The 21048-nt window shown below is 39.5% G+C and carries 25 protein-coding genes; 13 read left to right on the top strand and 12 right to left on the bottom strand.

Annotated features, from left to right (window positions below; all coding sequences use genetic code 11):
• Positions 1 to 265 precede the first annotated feature (265 nt).
• The 4 genes from C6N34_RS08265 (at position 266) to C6N34_RS08250 (ending at position 2720) form a co-directional block, all read left to right on the top strand.
• Positions 266 to 457 carry a hypothetical protein gene (locus C6N34_RS08265; protein ID WP_006276045.1) on the top strand — a complete coding sequence of 64 codons (192 nt, stop codon included), beginning with the start codon at positions 266 to 268 and terminating at the stop codon, positions 455 to 457.
• A 198-nt stretch (positions 458 to 655) separates the two neighbouring features.
• Positions 656 to 937, top strand: a complete 282-nt coding sequence (clpS, locus tag C6N34_RS08260) for an ATP-dependent Clp protease adapter ClpS (protein ID WP_115539308.1) — start codon at positions 656 to 658, stop codon at positions 935 to 937.
• A 20-nt stretch (positions 938 to 957) separates the two neighbouring features.
• Positions 958 to 1779, top strand: coding sequence for a CPBP family intramembrane glutamic endopeptidase (locus tag C6N34_RS08255; RefSeq protein ID WP_006276043.1), 822 nt, complete (start codon positions 958 to 960; stop codon positions 1777 to 1779).
• Between the two features lie 53 nt (positions 1780 to 1832).
• Entirely contained in the window at positions 1833 to 2720 is an 888-nt protein-coding gene (locus C6N34_RS08250; RefSeq protein WP_115539307.1) for a DNA/RNA non-specific endonuclease, read from the top strand.
• Positions 2721 to 2802: 82 nt separating this feature from the next.
• On the opposite strand, the gene C6N34_RS08245 is transcribed toward C6N34_RS08250, so the two are convergent.
• The 6 genes from C6N34_RS08245 to C6N34_RS08220 form a co-directional block, all read right to left on the bottom strand.
• Entirely contained in the window at positions 2803 to 3240 is a 438-nt protein-coding gene (locus C6N34_RS08245) for a DUF6918 family protein (protein WP_057177952.1), read from the bottom strand.
• Positions 3241 to 3532: 292 nt separating this feature from the next.
• Positions 3533 to 4174, bottom strand: a complete 642-nt coding sequence (locus C6N34_RS08240; RefSeq protein ID WP_181406984.1) for a pentapeptide repeat-containing protein — start codon at positions 4172 to 4174, stop codon at positions 3533 to 3535.
• A gap of 29 nt (positions 4175 to 4203) precedes the next feature.
• Entirely contained in the window at positions 4204 to 5484 is a 1281-nt protein-coding gene (locus C6N34_RS08235) for a DICT sensory domain-containing protein (protein ID WP_115539305.1), read from the bottom strand.
• Between the two features lie 26 nt (positions 5485 to 5510).
• Positions 5511 to 7106 (bottom strand): photosystem II high light acclimation radical SAM protein, encoded by a 1596-nt coding sequence (locus C6N34_RS08230; RefSeq protein WP_115539304.1) that lies wholly within the window; start codon positions 7104 to 7106, stop codon positions 5511 to 5513.
• A 51-nt stretch (positions 7107 to 7157) separates the two neighbouring features.
• Positions 7158 to 7616 (bottom strand): DUF4079 domain-containing protein, encoded by a 459-nt coding sequence (locus C6N34_RS08225; protein WP_057177955.1) that lies wholly within the window; start codon positions 7614 to 7616, stop codon positions 7158 to 7160.
• 236 nt (positions 7617 to 7852) lie between these two features.
• A complete protein-coding gene (locus tag C6N34_RS08220; protein WP_006276036.1) occupies positions 7853 to 8254 on the bottom strand; it encodes a DUF1830 domain-containing protein in 402 nt (133 codons plus the stop codon).
• Positions 8255 to 8476: 222 nt separating this feature from the next.
• Between C6N34_RS08220 and C6N34_RS08215 the strand changes: the two genes are divergently transcribed.
• A complete protein-coding gene (locus C6N34_RS08215) occupies positions 8477 to 9016 on the top strand; it encodes a hypothetical protein (protein ID WP_006276035.1) in 540 nt (179 codons plus the stop codon).
• 10 nt (positions 9017 to 9026) lie between these two features.
• Entirely contained in the window at positions 9027 to 9815 is a 789-nt protein-coding gene (locus C6N34_RS08210; protein WP_006276034.1) for an ATP-binding cassette domain-containing protein, read from the top strand.
• A gap of 8 nt (positions 9816 to 9823) precedes the next feature.
• On the opposite strand, the gene C6N34_RS08205 is transcribed toward C6N34_RS08210, so the two are convergent.
• Complete coding sequence (locus C6N34_RS08205; protein ID WP_006276033.1) at positions 9824 to 10603, bottom strand: response regulator transcription factor; 780 nt, start codon at positions 10601 to 10603, stop codon at positions 9824 to 9826.
• Positions 10604 to 11073: 470 nt separating this feature from the next.
• Here C6N34_RS08205 and C6N34_RS08200 point away from each other — a divergent pair, with 470 nt between their 5' ends.
• From C6N34_RS08200 to C6N34_RS08180, 5 genes are all read left to right on the top strand, one after another.
• Positions 11074 to 11328, top strand: coding sequence for a DUF6761 family protein (locus C6N34_RS08200; protein ID WP_057177957.1), 255 nt, complete (start codon positions 11074 to 11076; stop codon positions 11326 to 11328).
• Positions 11329 to 11452: 124 nt separating this feature from the next.
• Positions 11453 to 12406 (top strand): DMT family transporter, encoded by a 954-nt coding sequence (locus tag C6N34_RS08195; RefSeq protein ID WP_181884056.1) that lies wholly within the window; start codon positions 11453 to 11455, stop codon positions 12404 to 12406.
• Between the two features lie 2 nt (positions 12407 to 12408).
• Positions 12409 to 13275 (top strand): DEAD/DEAH box helicase family protein, encoded by an 867-nt coding sequence (locus C6N34_RS08190; protein ID WP_115539302.1) that lies wholly within the window; start codon positions 12409 to 12411, stop codon positions 13273 to 13275.
• 11 nt (positions 13276 to 13286) lie between these two features.
• Positions 13287 to 14468 carry a homocitrate synthase/isopropylmalate synthase family protein gene (locus C6N34_RS08185; RefSeq protein WP_115539301.1) on the top strand — a complete coding sequence of 394 codons (1182 nt, stop codon included), beginning with the start codon at positions 13287 to 13289 and terminating at the stop codon, positions 14466 to 14468.
• A 47-nt stretch (positions 14469 to 14515) separates the two neighbouring features.
• A complete protein-coding gene (locus tag C6N34_RS08180; protein ID WP_236107488.1) occupies positions 14516 to 14962 on the top strand; it encodes an MFS transporter in 447 nt (148 codons plus the stop codon).
• Here C6N34_RS08180 and grxD read toward each other — a convergent pair.
• Genes grxD through C6N34_RS08165 form a run of 3 tightly spaced genes read right to left on the bottom strand, consistent with a single transcriptional unit; the run spans position 14959 to position 16186 of the window.
• Complete coding sequence (gene grxD / locus C6N34_RS08175; RefSeq protein WP_006276027.1) at positions 14959 to 15294, bottom strand: Grx4 family monothiol glutaredoxin; 336 nt, start codon at positions 15292 to 15294, stop codon at positions 14959 to 14961. The genes C6N34_RS08180 and grxD overlap by 4 nt on opposite strands.
• Positions 15295 to 15329: 35 nt before the next feature.
• Positions 15330 to 15560, bottom strand: a complete 231-nt coding sequence (locus C6N34_RS08170; protein ID WP_006276026.1) for a BolA family protein — start codon at positions 15558 to 15560, stop codon at positions 15330 to 15332.
• Positions 15561 to 15616: 56 nt separating this feature from the next.
• Complete coding sequence (locus C6N34_RS08165) at positions 15617 to 16186, bottom strand: tetratricopeptide repeat protein (protein WP_115539300.1); 570 nt, start codon at positions 16184 to 16186, stop codon at positions 15617 to 15619.
• A gap of 77 nt (positions 16187 to 16263) precedes the next feature.
• On the opposite strand from C6N34_RS08165, the gene C6N34_RS08160 reads away from it, so the two are divergent.
• Complete coding sequence (locus C6N34_RS08160; RefSeq protein WP_236107486.1) at positions 16264 to 18336, top strand: S8 family serine peptidase; 2073 nt, start codon at positions 16264 to 16266, stop codon at positions 18334 to 18336.
• Here the strand turns inward: C6N34_RS08160 and C6N34_RS08155 are convergent.
• The gene (locus C6N34_RS08155) at positions 18333 to 19100 is read right to left on the bottom strand and encodes a lysophospholipid acyltransferase family protein (protein ID WP_006276023.1); all 768 of its coding nucleotides are present in this window, start codon (positions 19098 to 19100) and stop codon (positions 18333 to 18335) included. The genes C6N34_RS08160 and C6N34_RS08155 overlap by 4 nt on opposite strands.
• Before the next feature lie 101 nt (positions 19101 to 19201).
• Entirely contained in the window at positions 19202 to 19666 is a 465-nt protein-coding gene (gene tadA / locus C6N34_RS08150; protein ID WP_006276022.1) for a tRNA adenosine(34) deaminase TadA, read from the bottom strand.
• 255 nt (positions 19667 to 19921) lie between these two features.
• Here tadA and glpX point away from each other — a divergent pair, with 255 nt between their 5' ends.
• Entirely contained in the window at positions 19922 to 20959 is a 1038-nt protein-coding gene (gene glpX, locus C6N34_RS08145) for a class II fructose-bisphosphatase (protein ID WP_115539297.1), read from the top strand.
• Positions 20960 to 21048: the final 89 nt, after the last annotated feature.

The raw sequence follows: 21048 nt of genomic DNA, 5'->3' as shown, positions 1-21048 counted from the left end.
TTTTTCGGTCAAATACTTCTTACAATTCTACACCTCCATTTTACCAAATTCCAGCTATATGGGAAAAGAAAATCAATAAGCAAAAAAAATATTAAAAAAAGTTGGAATTTTAGTTAATTATTTTTTTATATGCTAAAATTCACCTCTATCTAAATATGTCCGCTCTTTTTTATTCGCCAACTACAAACCAATCTCCAGCTCTAGGAGTGTGAACGAGTGTTTTAATTTCAGTTAATGAGTAATAATTACAACTAGTTAGTTAGCTATGAACACAAAATACGCAATACGTCAGCTTGTGGAAAAGGCTCTGGAAACAAAAAAGCTGACACTGGAAATTGAGAATCAGATTAATTCGGAACTCACTCAATTAGGTTATATTTCAGACGTTGACTACGAAGCTCTAGAGCTATTAATGGCAGAAATGGATGCAGGTAGAGTTCAGGTGGTTCCATACTAGACTTTTTACGCCTAGACTATATAACACTAAAAATGCGATCGCCCGTAATACTTATGGTAAGTGGAGCTATCCTGAATTCTTCCCTCTCCACTTCCCATAAACGCGATCGCCAAAATTGTGGAATATAATAGAATATAATGGGTAGTGGGAGCAAACCCAAACTTCCAAATGTAGTAAATCCACAATCATTCAAGAGCAGTGTCAGTCGAAACCATTGAAAAACCCTCCACAACCCGCAAGCTGGCGCCCCGTTATCGCGTTTTGCTGCACAATGACGACTATAATTCCATGGAGTATGTCGTTCAGGTACTCCTTTCCACCATACCTAGTCTTACCCAACCTCAAGCTATTTCCATTATGATGGAAGCCCATAGTCATGGTTTAGCTTTAGTTATAAGCTGCGCTTTGGAGCATGCTGAATTTTATTGTGAAAGTTTAAATAATTATGGTCTTACTAGCACCATTGAACCCGATGATTAGTGATAGAAAATAATATTAAAATGTTTAGACCTAGCAAAATAGCTTTGTGGATTTCCCAAAGACCTGCTCCACAGAGGGTGGGTTGTTTTATTTTGTGTTTGTTAGTATTATGGTTGCCTTTTGCCATACCCATATACTTATTGGTGGAGGATGGCAACTTAGAAAGCATTTTCACCATGGTCTTGCTGTATGGAGAGTTTATTTTCTTGGTGAGGTTGTGGGGGAAAAAAATTTATCAAAGAGACAAAATACTAACTGACTATGGTTTAGAACTGTCTAGCTTAAATGGTGTAGATTTCTGCCAGGGTTTAAGTCTAGGAGTATTGAGTATTATACTATTATTTGGAGTACAAGGTTTATTGGGTTGGATCCTATGGCAACCACCAAAAGCATTTATAGTTCAAATCGTTTTAGAAGGCTTACTAGTTGCTGGTGGTATTGGTTTTGCAGAAGAATTATTATTTCGTGGTTGGTTGCTAGATGAGCTGAACCGAGATTATGATCCCCGTTTATCCACGGCAATAAATGCCATTTTATTCGCAGTTGCCCATTTCATTCGACCAATATCAGCTATTGTTAGTACCTTACCGCAATTTCCAGCTTTAGTATTACTAGGCTTAACTCAAGTGTGGGGAAAGCATAAGAAAAGAGGAAGATTAGGTTTACCTATGGGTTTACATGGTGGACTGGTCTGGGGATACTATATTATTAATGTGGGGGGACTGGTTCAACCTTCAGGAGTAGTTCCCGATTGGGTAACAGGTGTTAATAATAATCCCTTTCAAGGTATTGTGGGAATGTTAGGTATGGCTCTGTTGGCATATCAAATGCGATTAAGATAGAGTAAATGCTCTTGTCATCTTGTTATAATCTCTTAATGGAATGGTTATAAACCATGAAAGAATTGAAAAAAATATATTTTCTATCAATGTCCACACTAAACCGTATTATTTTTGCGGCTTTTTGTCTATTTATTAACTTGACACTGATTGTACTAACCTCGTTTCTACCAGCAAAGGCAATATCACTACCACCGAAACCAGATACAGTACAAAACATTGGGAAATCTACTCACCTATTATTAGGTAATCCCAGTAATGCCACATCCAGTCTTGACAATCCAGATAATTACCTAATGATAAAACCTCAATATGCATTGTCCTACAATCGGAGTCATGGTAGTGCTAACTGGGTTGCTTGGCAACTTGATAAATCCTGGTTAGGAGATGCTAAACGCCAAGACAATTTTAGACCGGATGACACCCTACCTGATAGTTGGCCACGTATAAAACCAAGTGTTTACAATAGTTCAGGATACGATAGAGGTCACATTGCCAGATCAGCAGACAGAACCCAGAGTGTGGAAGACAATTCAGCCACTTTTTTAATGACTAATATTATTCCTCAAACACCCGACAACAATCGTAATACCTGGGGTAATTTAGAGGACTATAGTATGAAATTAGCTGAGGAAGGAAAGCAACTTTATATTATTGCTGGTGGGACTGGTGACAAAGGTAAACTGAAAAATTTGGTGACAATTCCCCAATACACCTGGAAGATTATTGTGGTTTTAGATGGCCCTGGTTTGGGACTGCAAGATGTGAATGTCAACACTCGTGTGATTGCTGTCAATATTCCCAATGATGAACAACTGGATAACAATTGGAGACTCTTTAGAACCAGTGTTGACAAGTTAGAAGAATTAACAGGATATGATTTTCTGTCTACTGTTTCTCCCAATATTCAGAAGGTAATTGAAAGCCAAGTTGATAACCTGTAAGTGGGTGGTTGGAATTAAAAAATATAAGATGAACGTGGGTTGGGTTACGCCACCCCTAACCCATCCTATAAAATCTCCAGTTCTAATTTTTAGCGTACTTGTCAAGAATCTGGGCTAAATCAGGTACTACTTCTTCCACATGCTTTTTGACTGGTACTCGTAGTTTGCCATAAACACCCTTGATGGTGGAATTAGTGCTTTTTTCAATGCGAATATCAGTAACACTAAATATCGCATCTGCTGTACGAGAGCGATTTTGGGTGAGGTGGGTTACCGCGTCTCCCGCTTCTAATCCCTCATTCCATAATGGTTCAAGTGCAGCAAAAGACTCTGGTAAAAGACGTTCAACCGCCCCAGCACAATACTTGGGACTTATTCCCTTAATAGTAGCATAGCCAGCTTTAATAGCAATGCCAGAAATACCTCCAATATTGGCAACTCGTGTTTCCAATAGGTTCATGCAATCAGCTACCAGCATTTGTCTTTTATCATCATTTTTTAGACCATCAATCAGAGCCATGTTTATTTTTCCTTCCAAGAATCTCTTGAAGTAGTTTATATGTAGCACAACCCATTTAGCAAGTGATAAACAACAGAATCAGGACTGTTATTTTGGTTTTTAAAAACTTGCCAAATAATCAAAACAAACAATAAATAATTCTATTTTTTAAAAATAGCCCAAATAATAAATAGGGCAAATCCCAAGTATGCAAAAACGGTCAACCATTCCGCAAAGTTACTCATATCTTATCCTATGTTTTTAATATAATGGTGAAACCCCCGATAAATCCGGGGAATTCTATTGACACTTGTTAATCATGATAAGTTTCTAGAATTGTACCCAATAAACAAGCTTGATATAAATTAGCTCCATTTAGGCTAGCTGCTTCTAGCTCAGCACAAAGCAAATTAGCTCCGGCCAAATTTGCTCCGGCTAGATTGGCTCCTCTTAAATCAGACTCTTCTAGATTCGCTTGATTTAATAATGCTCCTTGTAGGTCTGCACGACTCAAATCAGCACCTTTAAGGTTTGCTCCGGTAAGATTAGCACCTCGTAGATCAGCACCCCGGAGGTCAACCCCCTGGAAGTTAACACTCATCAGGTTAGCACCGCTGAGAAAAGCTGCGGTTAAAGATGCTCCCGCAACTGTAGCACCCATTAAATTTGCGCCTCGTAAATTACTTCCCCTCAGATCTGCACCAGTGAGATCTGCTTGCATCAGATTAGCCCCTAGCAGGTTTGCTCGCAAATCTGCTCCTTGCAAACTTGCACCTATTAAGTTGGCTCCCTCAAGATGTGATCCCTCCAGGTTAGCACTGACTAAATGAGCGCCCATTAAATTAGCACCCGCTAAATTCACAGCAGTTAGGTCAAATTCAGACAGATCCTGGTCTTCTAAATTTGCTCCTGGTAGTTGTTTAGTTTTTTCTGATTTTAGAGTTTCTATGTTCATTTTGGCTCTTAGATTTGAGATTGGTTGAATCATGACTGTCGGGAATCAATTAACCACATACTATTACTAAATTTGGGTGTCATACAAGGTAGATCCAGTCCCTGTTGTAAACCTAGGACTAATAAATTAAGGGTATTTATTAGTTCAGGGTCAAAGCGAGTCTGCTCTTGCTGTTTACATTTGGACAAAGCGAGGGCAAACATATCCTCCATACTTTGTGGATTTTTGTGCTGTTGGTTAATCTCCCGTTGAAATTCCATCAGTAAAGCTAGAATTCTGGACTCTAAAGGTATTTCTTCCCCCGACAACCCCTCCGGAACACCATTGCCATTCCACCACTCATTCTGATGGATAATTATTTGAGCTATGTCCTGCAATTCTGGCATCCTGTCTAACACCTGCACTTCCCCATTGGTTTTATTTTGTTTCAGGTTATATATACGATGGAGTAAAGCGGCTAAACGTAACCTTTTAATTTGCCATGGGGGAAGGTCAAGTAATTGTGCCATAACTTCTGCCATTCCTGCTACCTGAACCGCAGCCATGGGATTCTCAATATCTCTCATCTCTATCAATTCAGCCATTCGTAACAAAGCTTGTAATTCATTAGAAACTAAGTTACGACTGAGGGAGTTTTTCCCCGTGGCAGATGTAACAGTGTTTTCACTACTCTTTAGGTACTCAATGACACGAGATACAATTACCTCAACCTCCTCAGAAGAAGCCATTTGCGTCTCAATTATCTGTTTATGGCTATTGAGCTTGTGTGCCAATTCCTGATTGTAATTTTCTATATGGGCGATCGCCAGTTCTGTAGTTTTGAGGACTAAATCTGGCTCAAAGGTCCACATTCCATAAAACTTTCTTTCTAGGTCAGAAGTTGGCAAACCCTGCATGCCATAATCCGCATCCGATAATTCTTGACAAATAACCATTGATGCGTAGCTAGGGGCCAAAATAATTAAATGCCATTCTTGAGATAAGGGATCTGTGGTGTTCAACTCCACCAAATTGACGTTTGGCAGTTGACTGGTGGAATGTGCTGCAAAACCCGCATCATCAGTAGCCATAATTACGACGTCTTGACTACATGCAGCTATATCCCTGTATCTATCGGCTTCTTGCAAATACCATTTACCGCGCTGAAAACAAGTAATTACTATAGGTTGCTCTCTCTTGTCTAGAATATGGTCTTCCAGTGCGTGACAGAGAGAGACCAAGGTATTTTTATAATACACTCCATAGCGAATAGATCGGTTACTATGGCGACAAACGGTTTCTAGTTGTTGGAGAATAGAACCTTTTAACATGAGAGGAGGGGGGTGGGATAATGATTTTAAGATACACTAGTCAAATGTTGTGGCTGATTCCTTTCCATGGGAGCTGTCAATGCTGATTCCAAGTCAGCACAACCTAACTGTTCTTCTAAGATGTTCATTACCTCTCTTCCGAAATCGTTAGGATTACGACGCCAGGCCTGTAAACATACTTCTCCAAAAAAGGAACCTAGTGGTTCTGGGTTCCACAGAAGTTTTTTAGCTGTCCATGGCATTAAACTCATAGGATTATAACCTGGTTTGAGGACACCAGTTTTAAACGCATATTCTTCTAGATGGGTATGGGGTTGCAATCCAATAAAGAAAATTGCCGGTTCCACCTTATCACTGCCAAATATTCTTTCTAGCTCTCGATGATAGGCAATAGTTTGACGAATGGTTTCAAAACTTTCATCAATAACATTGAAAGAGTAGTTGACGGAAACTAAATCATTAAAACCCGCTGATTTTAGATCTCGGCAGTTTTGTAAAACCGTGCGCAAGTTATAACCCATACGCATTTTGCGTACAAGTTCCTGAGAACCGCTAGTAATACCAATTTCAAAGTAATTCATGCCAGTTTTAGCCATCAACTGACACAGTTCAGGTGTTAAGTTGTCTGCTCTAATATAGGCGGCCCAATGGATATCCGTCATACCAGAATCAACTATTTTCCCTAATAGTTCTATGGCATCATCAATATACTTACGAGCAGGGATAAATTGAGCATCAGTAAACCAGAAGTTACGAACCCCACGTTCATATAACTGTCTAATTTCAGCTACCACTTCATCAGCAGGGTTAATACGAACTTGTTTACCTTCTACTACAGTGTATACGCAGTAGCAACAGTTATGGGGACAACCACGCTTGGTTTGTACTCCAATATAAAAATCTTTGTCCTGTAAATAATAGTTGAATTCCGGCCAAACGGTCTCGATATAGTCGTAGTTACAAGCGGTTTTTTCTAAGGGGGTTGGTTGTTCGTGAATTAACCGTTGACGGGGAGCATTTTGCCCTACCACATAACAGCGTTCATCACGGAATTCTTCTCCTTTAAGATATTTAGTCAGTAAGGTTTCTCCTTCCCCCACGGAAACAATTGTTCCTTTGGGTAAACTTTTTCCCAACTGTTCATAAAATACACTCACTGCTCCACCACCAACCACTGCACGTGCTTGAGCCTGGTATTTTTTGGCGCGTTTCATCCCACCCCGGATTAAACCCAGGTTTCGCCACAGTTCTAAATAATAGGCAATGAAGATGCGCAACCCACCCAAAGCCCCCCTGAGTTTGATTAGGGGGTTTTTAGCGTAGTAAAATTCAAAGGCGTTTTGTAAAGGGTTCCCACCTCTACCACCCACGGGAGCATATATTTGAATATCTCGCCAAGAAAAAACTAATAGTGTGGGTTGAAATTCGTCTATACATCTATCCAGCGCAGCATCATAGTCCAGGGGTGGAACTGTTCCCAGGTCAAAAATTCTTTGTTCAATGTCAGGGAATTGTTTGTGAACATGATCACAAAGGTAAACTACCCCAATAGGAAAGATGGGGTTACAGGGAAGACGAACATAGAGTATTCGGTTTGCCATCATGGTTGTTTTAACTGCCATCTTGCCAAGTTATCGGGGATTTTTGAGGTTAAAAACTCAATTCATCTACTATTATAAATACTTTTGAACCACATTCCAACCTGTGAGACAGACCCAAGCAAAACCGAAAAACAAAATTGCATTGAGGGTGATGTGTAAGGGTCTGGCCCAAAATTTGCCCTGACTAATTTGAGTAGCACTAAGAGCGGAAGTCAGAACTAGTATGACTACGGTTAATCCAGCAAATAAATGGGAAGAATGCCCTAGGGATCCAAAATGCCCTAATGTACCAACTATACCAATTAATAACAGTAATAATACTAAAAATATTAGGGTAATACCAAGAAGATAATGAAAGGCTTTTACCAAATTATTGACTTTTGGCACAACTAGGCCTAAGGGAGATCTACCATTAGTTCTGACTTGCCATAACCAGTAAGCTGTAATAGCTAGAATAGTATAGACGAAAATGGCTAGACCCATAGACCAGGCAGCTATTCTCCATAGCCATAAAAAAGAAGGTAGGTGCATATTAAGTCTTGTTGAGTAAAATTTAGTAGTTTATGGTTTTCTTACGGTTTCAATCTCGATTATCCTAACATTTGGTGTGTATTTCCATAAAAAAGGTGCTGAAATTAGCACCTTTGTGGTTAACAAGGATATTTTTTTCTAATCACAACATATTAATCGGGGGTTAAAAAAGCACAACTGTTTAATTCACATGCTCAGTCATGATTGAGTCAATTGGAGTAGTTGCAGAATAATCTTTAATCCTTACTGTAGGAGGTTGAATAACTCGCAAGTGTTCTTGCTTCTAACAATGCGAATTGTTTATGAATTTCGCTAGAAATATCACGATTGTTATCAACATCTACTGCTAGTGTCTGGTTTCCATCATTCTCATCTTCATCTGTTTCTGTCAATCTTAGGCGATCGCAGGGTATAGTATCGGAGAGAATTGCACTAGCCATCATTCCCGTATGAATTTCCATTTGAGCATATTTAGGAGCTTCAAATACAAGTCGCTGTCCGGGAAAGATAACTCTTTCAAAATACCAATTAGGAACGTTAGAGATACGAGCTACCTGGATTTTACTCGTAGCATTGATGTAGCAGCAGAGGATTTTCCCCGATTGCTCTGGTGGTAGAGAATCTAATATTTGAGCCATAACTGCTGAGGAGCTTATTACGCCGCAATTTTACATTACATATTTAACTTTAGCACTCAATGATCCCCAATTGCTGTAACTGGGACTACCAACTGGAATTTTCTGCATTATTTCTATCGAAAATTGGAAGGTTCCTTCCGGTTTTGCCACTGGTTTTTTAGATTTATGATAAGATATAATACCCCTCTCAATCCCACATCTGGATTCTGTCCTAGAAAGTCTATGACTGAAAGCACCACGTTTTTCCTTTCTCCGTTGATTAGGATTACTCTTCTAACACTCTATATAGCCTTAACACTACCTTTACCATTTTTAGCGGAAGTTACACAAGCACCTGTCACACCACTACTATTATGGTTAGGGATAATAATTGGATTGGTGGCATTATATGCAGTCCTCACTCAAAGAGTAATTGTCAATGAACAAGAAATTCAAGTCACCTATCCTGTTTGGGTTCCTAAACTGTTACGTCAAGACTGGTCTTTACCCTGGTCTGAAATTAAAAGTCTCAAATGTCGCACCACAGGACAGGGAGGTTTGGTTTACTATTTCCTCACGGATGAGGGTAAAGCTTATTTGTTACCCATGCGCGTTGCTGGATTCAACCGTCTAGTGAAGTTTGTTCAGTTAAAAACAGGTATGGACACCACTGATGTCCGTCCCCTATCCCAACCCTGGATGTATTTAATCTTATTGATTTGTACTATTATCCTATTATTAGTAGATGCTTGGACTATTAATATAGCTAATTCTATGATTTAACCTTGATTTAATGCTTGAAGATGCTCCCGAAAAATTATCACCCCTGCTCAAACTGGAGCAAGTTAGTTTATGGGCAAAATTGAAAGCCCCATCGCCCAAAAACATGATGGGGTATCCAATCTTGCAAAATATCTCCTGGGAAATCTTTCCAGGCGATCGCACAATAGTCGTAGGTAAATCGGGATCTGGAAAAACATCACTGCTGAGACTACTAAACCGACTAGAGGATCCTAGTAGTGGTAAGATTTACTTAAATAACCAAGAATACCCTGGAATTCCCATAGTAGAACTGCGTCGACAGGTAGTTCTTGTAGCACAAGAACCTAAACTATTGGGGATGACAGTTAGGGAATCCCTAGCATATCCTTTATTGTTAAGAAATATATCTCAGGGAGAAATTGAAGAAAGAATTGGATATTGGAGAGAGCGACTAAAAATTCCTCAAACTTGGATGGGAATGACAGAATTACAGCTTTCCCTGGGTCAGCAGCAATTAGTAGCCCTGGTGCGCGCTCTTGTCACCCGGCCCAAAATTCTGTTGTTAGACCAACCCATTTCCGCTCTAGACCCAGTTGAGACTTCCTGGTTGCTAGAAAGAATCATAGAAGGGATTTCTGACCTTTGCCCAGATGTAAAAACCGCAGTTTTGATGGTCACTTATCAAATTAACATTTTCCAAGAGTTTAGTAATCGTTTATTGCATCTTGAGCAAGGTCAAATTGTTACCAACCTAGCAAGCTCACAAGTGGAATGGGATGCTCTAAAAACTAGTCTCATAACAGCAGCAGAAGAATGGTAAAGCACACCTCAACCCCTCTGAGTAGCCAAAGTAGCACGATTATCAGTAAATCTTTCCCTTGTTAACCTGGTTTGAGCTGGTAAAACAGGTGAAACAGTTGCCTTTAAAATTTCCATGTTAAATCTATACCCCACATTACGAATGGTTTGGATCAAACTAGGTTGGCGCGGATCCAGTTCTACCTTTTTCCGCAATGATAAAACATGAGTATCAATAGTTCGGGGATTATCAATAGCATCTGGCCAAGCACGACGTAGCAACTCAGATCTACTTAAGGGTGACCCACCAGCTTGCGCTAAAACATAAAGTAAACTAAACTCCTGAGGTGTTAAGTCTACAAACTCCCCTTGTAGACGTACCCGGCGTTGAACTAAATCAATTTGTAAACTACCATAATCTAAATGAGCTGGTGCAGTAGGCGTACGTTTACGGCGAATCAAAGATTCTACTCGTGCAAGAAATTCTTGCATACCAAAGGGTTTACTCAAATAGTCATCCGCCCCCGCTTTTAACCCTGCTACAATATCTGCTTCATTATTACGAGCAGATAGCATCAGGATTAAAGGTTGATCCTGACCATGTAACCAGTGGCAAAATTCCACACCGTCACTGTCAGACAAATCAGCATCCAGAATAACCAAAGTTGGCTGATGGGTTAAAAAAACTTCCCTTGCTTGATAGATACTAGCGGCTTGATGTACTTTGTATTCTAGCTGTTGCAAGTGCCAACCCAGCAAAGATCTCAGATGAGGATTCCCCTCAATAATTTCAATACAAACCGATCCCACAGTTGTAAGACCCCTTAGCGTCGATGATTTTCAAATTAACAATCTCAGGCGGAATGTTTTGTAGTTTTTGTTACTTGAGTTGACCTAATCTTTATATTTACTCACCCAAAACCTCACAAAAAATTTAAATCTCCTGGAAATTTGGCAAAATCTTATTTTATTCTAATTTTAATTTTATCTTATTTTAACTTTTGCAACCAATCCCCACCCTGATATTTGTTAGGTGCAATGCGGGAAATTTTAATCTTAGTTTTGCTTTTGGGAACTGGGAAAAAATGTTTAATCTTGACTATAATTTAGGATATGATCAAGTCGTTAACTGCTGGAGGGTTTATTTAACACTGCGGGGGACCCTTGAATATCCCTTTCAAGCAAGTCTTAAAGAATCCGCCTCTCTTTAGATGGTGGAGTGTCAATTTTGATTGTAAATCATATACAATTCCCATTCTCACTAAATTAAATCAGCGGTTATGCTTCAAGACACACAAACCATCCGCTACTACCAAAGACTTACGGACGCCTTCGTCGAATTATGGAATCGCGGTTACCATCAAGATGATATGCGGATGTACTTGGATGGATATCTAGCAGCTCTGCGACAAAGTAATGCTATTGAACCCTATCTAATTCATCGCTTAGAGGAGGAGGCCATTCGCTACTTACATGATGGGTCTAACTTTGCGGTGGTGCAACCAGAACCTGAGCGTTATCATGGTTATTACTAGCTGTTTTTATTCCTACTGATAACTCAACTACTGTTTTAATCCCCTTTAGCACGACTGAGCTAAAGGGAATTTTAGTGTCAGGTACCTTAACTAAACAGGCGATCGCCTGTCAAGGAGAAAACGGGTGTTAGCAAGTATTACTGAAGAATATATTCCCCCTTCTAAAGGAAGTTTTTTATCCTTATTTATTGCTTTGATTGCACTTTCCTGTGCGGCTATTTTTATTAAATTGAGTGAACGAGAAATTGGTCCAGTAGCAACTGTTTTTAATCGTCTTTGGATTGCAGCAATTGTTTTAAGGGTTTGGCATTGGATAAGTATATCAATTATTCAATCTCCCGAGCAACAGCATGATCAGCGAGTACCGGAAAAAAGTGAAGTCCTATTACTAGTACTAGTGGGAATAATAGGAACAGCTTCTGTTATTTTTTGGGCATTGTCGTTAACTCAAACCAGTGTTGCAAATTCCACATTAATGCGAAATTTATCTCCTATTTTTACCTGTTTACAGGGATGGTTGTTTTTTCGGCAAAGATTCCAGACTCAGTTTATATTGGGTATGTTTCTAGCATTAATTGGAGCCTCTTTAATTGGAATTGGAGATTTTAAAATTGGAATAGAGCATTTAATTGGTGATGGTTTAGGTCTGCTTGCAGCAATTTTTTATGCTCTCAATTTGTTGATTTTAGAGCATTTACGTTCTAAATTTTCAGCTGTAAGGCTGCTTTGTTGGCGATGTGCCATTGGTGCTTTGATTCTTATTCCCTTTGTTTGGTTGACAGAGGATAAATTTTTCCCTTGTTCTTTAGATAGTTGGCTAATTATTTTAGCCCTTGCTATTATTTGCCAGTGTTTTGGACAATGTCTTTTAGTTCACCAACTCAAGCAGTTTTCCTCTAGTTTCATTGCTATTTTTTTGCTGATTGAGCCAACCTGCACAGCAATTTTTGCTAAGTTGATTTTTGCAGAGGCTTTGAGTGCTTTAAACTTAGTAGCATTTGTAATAGTTTTGGTAGGAATATTTTTTGCCAAAACTTGCGAAAAATCTGAACAGCTCATATTACAAAAAGCAGAATAAACATGCACCAGTTAGATCAAGAACAACCGGTTCAAACAGGTTCTGTGGAACTAGTAGAACTAGTTCCTGGGATTGGAATTGGGTTTTCGACTTCTCAGGGTTGGCGACCATTAGTTGAGCATCCCTTATTGATTTGGGTAGGATTAACTGGTGTGGGCAAAAGTACAGTCAATGCCAGTTTATGCGATTTAGGACTAGCATTTACTTTACTCCCTAATCGTCGTGCTTTAACTGATCAGTTTATTATTCCGACAATCATGAAAATGGATGAAGTAGAAGAAGCTAAACCTTCCTGTCGTCTAGCACGTTTCTATTATACCCATCGTTATAAACAACTATTTCCAGGAGGAATGGTTCATGTTTTGAGCCAATTACAAATCCATCCTTTACAAGTACGCTTTCCTATAATATTTGATGGACTGCGAGGAAAAGATGAAATAAAGTACGCCGTAGAAATTCTCCCCAAGGCTAAATTTGTGTTACTGGAAGCTTCTGAATACGTGCGATTACAAAGACTTCTGATGCGAAATGATTCATTTGATCACGTTGCTAAACCTATGAAAATTATTCATGATCATGAAGTGAGAAAAAATAACAACTTTGCAGATCTAGAAATACCAGAAGTATCAGAGTTATTTTCATCGGAAGAGACAGCAGCAATTTTGGCTCAGGTAGAACAGGGACTATATTCACCATCTGCTCTGCGCGATCGCTTAAAGATTATGATTGAAGAACGAAAAAGTTATGATCCTTTTAGCACAAAAGCCACATTGAAAAAATTAGCTCCTGAAAGAAATTTAGTGATAGATACAACCTACAATTCTCCTGAGCAGATAGCTAAAAAAGTCAAACATTTTCTTCTGAATTAAAGAAACATAATATGATTAAAATTCTGGATTCTACGCTAAGAGAAGGTGAGCAGACACCAGGGGTTTATTTTTCTCCGGAAAAAAAGTTAGTAATTGCCCGGTTATTAGATGAAATAGGTGTAGATGTGATTGAGGTGGGTAATCCATCAGTAGATAATGAAATTGCTTGGGCTATTCAACAAATAGTTAAGGAGGGTCTTAAAGCTAAAATTGGTGCTCATTCGCTGTGCAAAATAGATGCTGTCAAAAAAGCTATTGATTGCGGAGTTGACTTTTTGGGGGTGTTTTTCAGTGTTTCGCAAAAGCGATTGAAACAAGACTATAACATTTGTTTATCAGCAGCAATAGAGAAGATTGTAGAAGTAATTGAATATGCAAAAACCCAAAAACCCGATTTATTAATTAGATACACACCGGAGGATACAGTTAGATCATCTATGGAAAATGTTGTTCAAGCAGCTACTGCAGCGATTAAAGCGGGGGCGGACATCGTTAGTATAGCTGATACAACAGGTTATACGACACCTTTTGATCCTAGTCGTAGTATTTATGTGCAGGTAAAAACCTTGAAAGAAGAACTAGCCAATCAAGGTTTATACCCGCAAATAGAAGTACATTGTCATAATGACAAGGGCCTAGCGCTAACCAATGCTTTAGATGCTTATAGAGCGGGGGTAGATATGATTGATACAGCAGTTATGGGATTGGGAGAAAGAGCGGGAATTGTGGACTTGGCAGAATTATTGGTTAACTTAGTTGACATGGGAGAAGCAAAAAAATGGCAACTCCATTTTCTGCGAGATTTATATGATTTTGTTAGTAAATATGCCCACATTGTAATTCCTCCCAATCGACCAATAACTGGTAAAAATGCCTTCACCCATTATGCGGGTGTTCACGTAAAAGCAGTGGTAAAAGATGAGAGTTTGTATCAGAGTTTAGATCCCCAAACTTTAGGAATGAAAAGTGGTATAGCATTGGGAATGCAATCTGGATCTACTGCTGTAGAACAGGCTTTAATTCACATTGGTAGACAAGATTTGGCACAAAATAAAGATTTAGTCAGCAAAATCTTACAAGCAGTGAAAGAAATGGCCAAAAGAGGTACACCCATAGATATTCAGGAGGATTTACCAAGTATTATTGACCGTTATCAAATTCAAGGATCTGAAAAACTCCTGGACATACCCTAAATAAATAAACAAAAAATTTGGTTTTTAAAAACACCCCACTCAAAAATATGAAAGCGATTTACACCCAGCAAGAAGAAGTTCAAAATCCCCACAGGTGGTTAACAGTTCTAGGTATTGGAATTGGGGTGTTCATTTTTGCCCTAGATGTTTATATCGTCAATTTGGCTTTACCTGTGATGATTCAATCACATAGCTTGGGTATTGCTTCTGGTTTGTTATCCTTATCCAGGATTTTAGGACAAACGGTAGGAGTTCCCCTGGTGGGAGCCATATTCTCTTTTACGACTATTACCAGTGCTGATCTTAGTTTTAGTATAGATGTGACGAATGCACCAGTTGAAGCTCTAGTTTTTGGCACACAAATTACCTTTAGAGCTGTAGCTGGTCTGTTATTGATATCTACAATGTTGGTAATTTGTTTTTGGTGGCTCAATAAAAACTTTGCCAACGGGTTCCCCCTTAGATTAAAAAGGGGGATTAAAGAGGATATTTAAGAAGCTAATGCTACTTCAACTTTTTGCTGTAATTCACCTTTTTGATATAGTTCAATCAAAATATCAGACCCACCAACAAATTCCCCATTAATGTAAACCTGGGGAATTGTGGGCCAGTTTGAATATTCCTTAATACCTTGACGAACGTTATAGTCAGAAAGAACATCAAAGGTCTCAAAGGGGACTCCTAAAGTGTTGAGAATTTGTACAACATTATTAGAGAAACCACATTGAGGCATTAATTTAGTTCCTTTCATGAAAACCATTATTTTGTTTTCTTTGACTAATTTATCAATTGTTGCTGTAATTTCTGTTGGGTTTTCTACTGTCATGGTTTTAATTCCTTGTTGTGTTAATTGTCAATAGTCTAGGGAGCAGATGTTTTCAAAGCCAAAGCGTGAATCGCCTCGGTTGACATAGCTTGTTTTAAAGCATCATAAACTATCCGATGTTGTTGTACAAGTCCTTTACCCGCAAACTGGGATGAAACCACTGTTACTTGATAGTGGTCTCCACCACCGGTTAGGTCTTGCACTTGCACTTGTGCATCCGGTAGTTCTCCTTTAATCATTTGTTCAACCTGTTGGGGAGTTATCATTGTTATTCCTGAAAAAACATCCTTCTTTAAATTATTATCAGTTATTCCAGAATCTGCTACTTTCCTGGATTGTCCGTCTTTCCAGGATAAGGTGTGTCGACAAAACCTAGTTCCCACAGTTGTTGATAAGCCTTTTTGCCTAGTTCCCAGGTAGGGTTTTGACTCTTAATGACTTGAATTAAAAGAGGTATGGCCAAATCAGGTTGGTTTAATGAACGATGTACCAATGCTAACTGATAAGTTGCTTCATCTCGTTTTTGGGCTGTTTCTAGGGCCTTTTTGCGGTGGGAATCAGAGATGCTAAAGTCAATCCCGGAAAAACTGGCATTTAAATCTTGGTAAAAAGTAGATAGCTGATTATATATTTGACGAGCTTCCTGGAGTTTTTTCACCGCTAGGGTATAGTTTTTGCCAGACACCGCTTCCTGTCCCTCCTTCATCAGGCGATCGCCTCCTGTAATACTTAGTAGACTGGTATTTTCACTCTTGCTTGGGGTTGGACTGGGTTGCTTATCATTAGGTTTAGTCTGTACTGGTTTATTTTGTGACTGGACTACCTGAGATTGAGCGGGTAAGGACAGACTACAAAATATTATGGGCAATAAGTAAATAGTTTTTAGATTCATATATACTAGAGTGACCACCACACTAAGTTAAGCATAGTTTCCAGTATCTTTATCAAAAATATTTAATGATCAAGAATATGATCAACAACCAACCAGTAGTTTTACAACGTGGAGGAGAAGAGTTAATTCTCATAAAATCCACGGAACGTTTTACCCTTCGTTTCCATGCTGACCTAAGCAAAGAGGAATTATCCAGGATCTCCTGGGGAAAATGGCAGCGTACTATTCCCAGAGCGAAGTTGGAATTGTTCACTGTTGCACCGAATCAGATAGAATTGGCTATGTCCCAAGCTAGATCTGATCAAAGAGTGGTTTTTGCCAGTCATGTTTATCAATTACAGGATAACCCTAGCAGCTATGTCTATTTAAGTGATCAGATAACAATTCAATTTGCCGCTTGGGTAGACACTAATAAGATTACTATTATAACCTCTTCACTTAATCTAACTGAAGAAAAACCCATAGCTGATTTACCCAATACCTTTATATTTTTAGTCAGCAAAGAGTCCCCACATAATCCTCTCAAAATTGCCAACCAACTACAAACCCTACCAGAAGTCTTAGCAGCTGAACCAAACGTTTTTATTCAACAAGAAACCCATTACAGACCCAGCGATTCCCTCTATCCTCAACAGTGGTATCTCAATCACAATGGTGGAAATCAACTGGCGATCAGTTCACACATTTGTGTAGAGCAAGCTTGGGATATAACTCGTGGGATACGTTCAGTGGTAGTCGCAGTTGTGGATGACTCCTTTGATTTGAACCACCCAGATTTACAAGGAGTGGGTAAAATTGTTGCTCCCAGAGATTTGAAAGAAAAAGACTTTTTACCCCTACCAGGAGAGCAAGAAACTAGTCATGGTACTGCTTGTGCTGGACTAGCAGTTGCTGAAGAAAATGGACAGGGTATTGTTGGTGTGGCCCCCGGTTGTGCCCTCATGCCAATTCGTACAACTGGATATTTGGATGATGAATCAATTGAGGACATATTCAACTGGGCATTAAAATACAATGCCAGTGTTATCTCCTGTAGCTGGGGAGCATCTGCGGTTTATTTTCCCTTATCTTTACGCCAAAAAGCAGCAATTACCCGTGCTGCAACCCAGGGACGGAATGGAAAAGGATGTGTAATTCTTTTTGCAGCAGGTAATGCTAACCGTCCCATTAGTGGTACAATAGACGAGAAGAATTGGCCTAAGGATCTGTTAAAAGGCAAAACCAAGTGGTTAAGTGGTTTTGCTATTCATCCCGATGTAATTGCCGTTTCTGCATCTACAAGTTTAAATAAAAAAGCCGCCTACAGCAATTGGGGAGAGAATATTTCTGTTTGCGCTCCTAGTAATAATGCTCCTCCGGGAATGTGGTTTCAAGAAAGTGGTTTTGTTTACACCCAACCGACTATTTCAACAACTATAGATGGCCTGGGAATGTTGACAACAGATCAAATAGGGAAAGCGGGTTACAATCCTGGAAACTTCACTAATAATTTTGGTGGAACTTCCAGTGCTACCCCTGTGGTTGCTGGATTAGCAGCATTAATGTTATCAGCCAATCCGGATTTAACCGCTCAACAAGTCAACCGTATTTTACAAGAAACCACTGATAAAATTGTTGATCCACAACCAGATCCCCAATTGGGTTTGCAGGGAGGTACTTATAATAGCAATGGTCATTGCTTGTGGTTTGGTTATGGTAAGGTGAATGCAGCTAAAGCAGTAAGAGCAGCCCAAAAATTAAGAGGGAATGGATTGGTTGCCAATAATGCCAATAAATTGATCAGGGGGGAAAATAAAACTCAGGTTACTATTCCCGATGGGCAAAAACAAGGAGTGAGAACTACAATTGTGGTTCCTCAAAATATTATTATTAATGATATTAGAATTGCCGTGAATATTAGCCATGATTTTTTGGGAGATCTAGAAATTTATTTGATTTCCCCCAACAGTCAATCTTTGTTATTGCAAAGTCGCACTCTAGGAAGACAAACCCGTTTAGAAAAAACCTATACACTTAGTTCCCAACCGGTTCTCAAACAGCTGCTAAATTCATCAGCTAAGGGAAATTGGCAGTTACATGTTGTTGACTGTTCTCCCCAGGATATGGGTAAACTCAATGGTTGGGAATTACTGATTGCTTATGGGGATTAGGAGTTGGTTAAACAATTAGCTCTTAAAGAGAAATCTGGTTGGGAATCAGCAACTTCTTGTAATTTACTTCTTAAATCCCTAGTTAAATACTTAGCATTCTGTTTTAAACAACCATGTATATAATCCGTAACTTTAACTGGTTCACCAATACGAATTTTGACTTTTGTTCCCCAACTAGGGTAGGGTCGATCGTAATTAATAGCAACAGGTATAATCTTGATGTCTAAATTAGGATCTAGAGATTGAGCATTTATAGACAAACGAGCTATACCGGATTTTAAGGGATGAATCTTACCATCTCGAAAAATTCCACCCTCGGGATAAATAACTAACATTTCTCCCCCTAACATTAAATCTACAGCATGACGTAGAGATCTAATCCCAGGACGTTGAAGATTGACAGCAAAACCCCCCATACTGAGAATAAACCAACCTTGTATCCCTCGACATTCACTACTCATCACCATAAATCTCAGATCCCGTCCGGTAATATAACGCCCCGCAGCATAAGCTAAAAGCAGGGGATCCCAGCGAGAACGGTGTGTAGGTGCTAGAATTACTGGACCTTTGATGGGAATATGTTGTTGACCCGCAACATCAATACGACCAAAAAACGAGGGTATAACCAAATTATATCCTAACCAATAGGCCAAGGGAGTTAACCAGGGAGAAATCCATGACCTAGTGTGGGAAAAGGGAGGATCTAAGCAAATATTTGGAGACTGACCCGCGAAACTGGTAGAAGCAGAGTGAGATTCCTTCATGGTGGTTAGTAGTTAGCGGATGCGACGCAAACTGGATTGTTTCTACCGTAAATTTTCTTGGGTAATTTTTGTTTTAGTATCTGGACAGTTTTACCTTGTGTCTATGATTCATAAGCAGATTTTTGATTTTTTTGGTATCTTTGACCCACAAACCAAGACTGTAATTTTTCACGGGAAGCTGATTCCAGCATACCTCCAATAACTTGTAAACGGTGATTGGATGCAGGACTACCAGGGATGTTAATAACAGTACGAATGGCACCAGTTTTAGGATCGTCCACTGCGTAGACTAAAGTCTGTAACCGTGCGTGAATTATAGCACCAGCGCACATAGGACATGGCTCTAGGGTGACATAAAGTGTACATTGATCTAAGTGCCAATTTTGTAAGGTTCTTGCTGCTGAACGAATGGCAATAATTTCTGCATGGGCGGTAGGATCTTGATCTCGTTGTTTGCGGTTTTCCCCCTGACCAATTAAATTACCCTGGGGATTCACAATTACACACCCCACAGGTACTTCTCCCGCATCACCCGCAATCTGTGCTAGTTTAAGAGCTTCACTCATCCATCCCTGATGATACTTGATCAGTGATAGGTAGTCGGATTCGATATTTTTGCTTTCCACTTCTTATCCTTGTTTAGTTGACAAAATTCTACCTTTGTGCTTGGGAAAATAGACCCGTGTCTTCTCATGGTTGTAAAACTTAACAAACTGATTATCCAAAGTATTTCTCATTGAAGTACCGGACTTTGGTAGACTTATAGACTGAAATAGCCATAGCAAAAGTCGCTAAAGATCAGCAATTAAGAGGGTAGACCTGTGGAAAATACAATTGGTTTAGAAATTATTGAGGTTGTCGAACAAGCTGCGATCGCCTCTGCAAAGTGGATGGGTAAGGGTGAAAAGAACACTGCTGACCAGGTAGCAGTAGAAGCTATGCGCAAACGGATGAATAAAATCTATATGCGCGGTCGCATTGTAATTGGTGAAGGAGAACGTGATGACGCGCCCATGCTTTACATCGGTGAAGAAGTGGGAATTTGTGCTAACCCAGACAATGCTATCTCCTGTAGTCCTGATGAGTTAATGGAAATTGATATTGCTGTTGACCCTTGTGAAGGTACTAATCTGGTAGCTTATGGACAACCAGGTTCCATGGCAGTTTTAGCAATTTCTGAACGAGGTGGTCTTTTTGCTGCTCCTGACTTCTATATGAAGAAGTTGGCCGCACCCCCAGCAGCTAAGGGTAAGGTTGATATCAACAAGTCAGCTACTGAAAACCTCAAAATTCTGTCGGAATGCTTAGGCCGATCTATTGAGGAACTGGTGATCGTTGTTATGAAGCGCGAGCGCCACAATGATTTAATTAAGGAGATCCGTGAAGCTGGTGCAAGAGTTCAATTGATCTCTGATGGTGATGTGGGTGCAGCTTTGTCTTGCGGTTTTTCTGGTACTAATATCCACGCTCTCATGGGTATTGGTGCAGCTCCTGAAGGTGTAATTTCTGCTGCTGCTATGCGCGCCCTAGGTGGTCACTTCCAAGGTCAGTTAATTTACGACCCCGCAGTGGTTAAAACTGGTTTGATTGGCGAAAGCAAGGAGTCTAATTTAGAACGACTTTCTTCTATGGGTATTAATGAACCAGATAAAGTTTATGATGCTCATGAATTGGCATCTGGTCAAACCGTCTTGTTTGCAGGTTGTGGTATTACTAGTGGTAATTTGATGCAAGGTGTGCGGTTCTTCCAGGGTGGTGCAAGAACTCAAAGTTTGGTCATCTCTACCCAGTCTAAGACTGCTCGCTTTGTAGATACTATTCACATGTTTGAACAACCTAAAGTTGTGCAACTGCACTAATTTTTGTTAACTAACTGGTAAAGGGTAATTGGCAAATGGTATACCATTACCTGTTACCCTTTGCCATGATAACTACGAAAAACAGCAAG

The sequence above is a fragment of the Cylindrospermopsis raciborskii Cr2010 genome (assembly GCF_003367075.2).
In the GTDB taxonomy this organism is placed as follows: Bacteria; Cyanobacteriota; Cyanobacteriia; order Cyanobacteriales; family Nostocaceae; genus Raphidiopsis; species Raphidiopsis raciborskii.
This window is presented reverse-complemented; position numbering and strand designations above follow the sequence as displayed.

Excerpts from the sequence above, each read along its gene's own strand:
- C6N34_RS08225 (WP_057177955.1), bottom strand. The coding sequence starts at position 7,616 with ATGCACCTACCTTCTTTTTTATGGCTATGGAGAATAGCTGCCTGGTCT.
- C6N34_RS08160 (WP_236107486.1), top strand. The coding sequence starts at position 16,264 with ATGATCAACAACCAACCAGTAGTTTTACAACGTGGAGGAGAAGAGTTA.
- C6N34_RS08185 (WP_115539301.1), top strand. The coding sequence starts at position 13,287 with ATGATTAAAATTCTGGATTCTACGCTAAGAGAAGGTGAGCAGACACCA.
- C6N34_RS08220 (WP_006276036.1), bottom strand. The coding sequence starts at position 8,254 with ATGGCTCAAATATTAGATTCTCTACCACCAGAGCAATCGGGGAAAATC.
- C6N34_RS08215 (WP_006276035.1), top strand. The coding sequence starts at position 8,477 with ATGACTGAAAGCACCACGTTTTTCCTTTCTCCGTTGATTAGGATTACT.
- C6N34_RS08180 (WP_236107488.1), top strand. The coding sequence starts at position 14,516 with ATGAAAGCGATTTACACCCAGCAAGAAGAAGTTCAAAATCCCCACAGG.
- C6N34_RS08255 (WP_006276043.1), top strand. The coding sequence starts at position 958 with ATGTTTAGACCTAGCAAAATAGCTTTGTGGATTTCCCAAAGACCTGCT.
- C6N34_RS08235 (WP_115539305.1), bottom strand. The coding sequence starts at position 5,484 with ATGTTAAAAGGTTCTATTCTCCAACAACTAGAAACCGTTTGTCGCCAT.
- C6N34_RS08240 (WP_181406984.1), bottom strand. The coding sequence starts at position 4,174 with ATGAACATAGAAACTCTAAAATCAGAAAAAACTAAACAACTACCAGGA.
- C6N34_RS08245 (WP_057177952.1), bottom strand. The coding sequence starts at position 3,240 with ATGGCTCTGATTGATGGTCTAAAAAATGATGATAAAAGACAAATGCTG.
- C6N34_RS08190 (WP_115539302.1), top strand. The coding sequence starts at position 12,409 with ATGCACCAGTTAGATCAAGAACAACCGGTTCAAACAGGTTCTGTGGAA.
- C6N34_RS08230 (WP_115539304.1), bottom strand. The coding sequence starts at position 7,106 with ATGGCAGTTAAAACAACCATGATGGCAAACCGAATACTCTATGTTCGT.
- tadA (WP_006276022.1), bottom strand. The coding sequence starts at position 19,666 with ATGAGTGAAGCTCTTAAACTAGCACAGATTGCGGGTGATGCGGGAGAA.
- C6N34_RS08250 (WP_115539307.1), top strand. The coding sequence starts at position 1,833 with ATGAAAGAATTGAAAAAAATATATTTTCTATCAATGTCCACACTAAAC.
- C6N34_RS08265 (WP_006276045.1), top strand. The coding sequence starts at position 266 with ATGAACACAAAATACGCAATACGTCAGCTTGTGGAAAAGGCTCTGGAA.
- C6N34_RS08210 (WP_006276034.1), top strand. The coding sequence starts at position 9,027 with ATGCTTGAAGATGCTCCCGAAAAATTATCACCCCTGCTCAAACTGGAG.
- C6N34_RS08170 (WP_006276026.1), bottom strand. The coding sequence starts at position 15,560 with ATGATAACTCCCCAACAGGTTGAACAAATGATTAAAGGAGAACTACCG.
- C6N34_RS08200 (WP_057177957.1), top strand. The coding sequence starts at position 11,074 with ATGCTTCAAGACACACAAACCATCCGCTACTACCAAAGACTTACGGAC.
- grxD (WP_006276027.1), bottom strand. The coding sequence starts at position 15,294 with ATGACAGTAGAAAACCCAACAGAAATTACAGCAACAATTGATAAATTA.
- C6N34_RS08165 (WP_115539300.1), bottom strand. The coding sequence starts at position 16,186 with ATGAATCTAAAAACTATTTACTTATTGCCCATAATATTTTGTAGTCTG.
- C6N34_RS08155 (WP_006276023.1), bottom strand. The coding sequence starts at position 19,100 with ATGAAGGAATCTCACTCTGCTTCTACCAGTTTCGCGGGTCAGTCTCCA.